Below are 2,090 nucleotides of genomic sequence, written 5' to 3'. Positions count from 1 at the left end.
GTCGAGCGGCCAGTCGTTCGGCACGGGCTGGCCGCAATGGGGACAGGTCCAGTTCTTCATACTCCCCCGTGTTTAACCGCGCACATGCGGCGGACCAGTTCGACGGCCTCGTTTTGTAACTGCTCGACAGTGGGACTCAATGCAGCCCAAGCGGCATCCCGAGCGGCAGCCCGAGCGGCAGCCCAAGCGACATCCATGGCGGCATCCCGAGCGGCATCCCGAGCGGCAGCCCCAGCGGCAGCCCCAGCGGCATCCCCAGCGGCAGCCCAAGTGGCATCCAGGGCGGCATCCCCAGCGGCAGCCCAAGTGGCATCCAGGGCGGCAGCCCGAGCGGCAGCCCCAGCGGCATCCCGAGCGGCATCCAGGGCGGCAGCCCGAGCGGCAGCCCAAGCGGCATCCCGAGCGGCATCCCGAGCGGCATCCAGGGCGGCAGCCCAAGTGGCAGCCCGAGCGGCAGCCCGAGCGGCATCCCGAACGGCAGCCCCAGCGGCAGCCCGAGCGGCAGCCCAAGCGGCATCCAGGGCGGCGTTAAGTGTTGGCTTCGCCTCAGTGGCACTTTGCGCGTCCGTAATCGGCGCAAGCGCGGCAACCTTGTCCGCCCAATCTTGCAACTTTGCAAGACGCAACCACGCGACAGTATGCGATCTTACCAACCAGTCGATGGCCATATAGGCACGTTGGCCCTCGACTTCGGGCGTGGATCTCGTACCGAGCAAAAGCGGCAGGAGCGGCTTCAAGAGGCGATTCCTGTCTGCGTGGGGGAGCGCATCATTCCACGAGCGCATGAAGGCCGAGATGACCGGGCACGCGCAGGCTGGATGGTCTGAATGAGGTTCGCCGGCAAGATATGCAACGGCCTCCATTGCGCACATCTCGCCGGAATCGGCGTCATGGCCGCCAGCCAAGAGTACGATTTCCTCGAGTGTCAGTTTTTGGCTCACTTGCTCACCTCCAAGTTATTCGCCGCTGCGTGGCAGCGGTCAGCGAGGGTTAAGCCGGTCGCGCGGTGCAGAGCCACGGCGGCACGGGCAAACGCGAGGTTACGGTCACCCAGGTGCGGGAACGTCACATCCCGCACGCAGGCATCCAGGAGCAGCCAGCGGTACCGGCTGCCGGCGGGGAAGGCTGGGGCCTGCCGGCGAAGGCTGAACTCCAGCGAAGCCAAAGCGTTGATCGCGTGGCGCGTGGTCACAGTTCACCTGCCTTCCGGATCGCCCGATCAAAGAGGGCGAGGATGTCCGCATGGGTGGTAGCGGGGTTGTCGTTGAAGTCGCTGACAGGGGTTCCGCTGATCTCGTGACGCAGTGCAAATATGGCTCTATCGCCTTCTTCATAATGGCATTGCACACTGCGCACTGCGCCAAGGGCGCAGAAACAGACGGCGGCTTCTGATTGCGGAAGGCGGACCCCTCCGGCCCAATCGCGCGCATACGCGCCCCGCGTCCAATTCTCCTCGCGCTCGATCTTGGCGCGGGCTGCGATCAGGATTTCTTTGGTGGTCATCATCATCTCCTCACTCTTCACCCCACCACCGCGCCGGATGGTCCGGACGCGGCAGCGGAGGCGGGATATACAGCGCCTTAGTTGATCTCTCGGATCTGTTTGAGTTCGGTTTCGGTAAAGAAGGCCGCAACCTTGCGCCACTCCCTGGCGACGGCGCGGTAGGCGCTCAGCGCCTTGCGGCTGTCGGTGCTGTAGCCGTACTCACTGCAAAAGGTCTCGAAGCTCTCCGGGTCGTACTTCTGAATCGCGGCCAGCAGGTCGTAAGCCGTGGGCGCCTTACCGGCCCGGCTGTCGTTGTACGAGTTCCAGAAATCAAACGAGATGCGGCCGCGGCCCTTGCCGCTGATCGTGCAGCGGTAGCGGTCGCCGTGGATGTGCTTGGCGTCTTCGCACCAGCGCGGGCAAGCGCTGCTCACGTAGACAGCGCGGAATTGCAGCCCGTGGTCTGCAAGGAATTTCTCGGCGGCTTCGGTGTATTCGCTCATGGTCAATTCTCCGTGTTTAACGCCGTGGTTCCCGGCGGATTTATTCAGTTCAGCCGCGCCCGCTGCATGCGGTGCGCTGCTGTATCGTGAGTGTCTCGCTTT

Annotated in this window: 4 protein-coding genes; all 4 read right to left on the bottom strand. The window is 64.4% G+C overall.

Annotation, left to right across the window (positions count from 1 at the left end):
- Positions 1-136: 136 nt before the first annotated feature.
- Positions 137-517: a hypothetical protein gene (locus tag VF194_RS02730; protein WP_330887787.1), complete on the bottom strand. Its 381-nt coding sequence runs from the start codon at positions 515-517 to the stop codon at positions 137-139.
- A 420-nt stretch (positions 518-937) separates the two neighbouring features.
- Complete coding sequence (locus tag VF194_RS02725) at positions 938-1,192, bottom strand: hypothetical protein (protein WP_330887785.1); 255 nt, start codon at positions 1,190-1,192, stop codon at positions 938-940.
- The gene (locus VF194_RS02720; protein WP_330887783.1) at positions 1,189-1,509 is read right to left on the bottom strand and encodes a DUF6197 family protein; all 321 of its coding nucleotides are present in this window, start codon (positions 1,507-1,509) and stop codon (positions 1,189-1,191) included. Before VF194_RS02720 ends, VF194_RS02725 begins: the two co-directional genes overlap by 4 nt.
- Before the next feature lie 71 nt (positions 1,510-1,580).
- Positions 1,581-2,090 (bottom strand): hypothetical protein (locus tag VF194_RS02715; RefSeq protein ID WP_330887781.1); only part of this gene is annotated, 510 nt, incomplete at its 5' end.

The sequence above is a fragment of the Ferrovibrio sp. genome (assembly GCF_036381655.1).
GTDB lineage: Bacteria > Pseudomonadota > Alphaproteobacteria > Ferrovibrionales > Ferrovibrionaceae > Ferrovibrio.
Note: the sequence above shows the minus strand (reverse complement) of the source record. Positions and strands in the feature narration are given on the sequence as shown.

Bases quoted from the DNA above. Each gene is read 5' to 3' on its own strand.
- VF194_RS02720 (WP_330887783.1), bottom strand. From the start codon at position 1,509: ATGATGATGACCACCAAAGAAATCCTGATCGCAGCCCGCGCCAAGATC.
- VF194_RS02730 (WP_330887787.1), bottom strand. From the start codon at position 517: ATGCCGCTTGGGCTGCCGCTCGGGCTGCCGCTGGGGCTGCCGTTCGGG.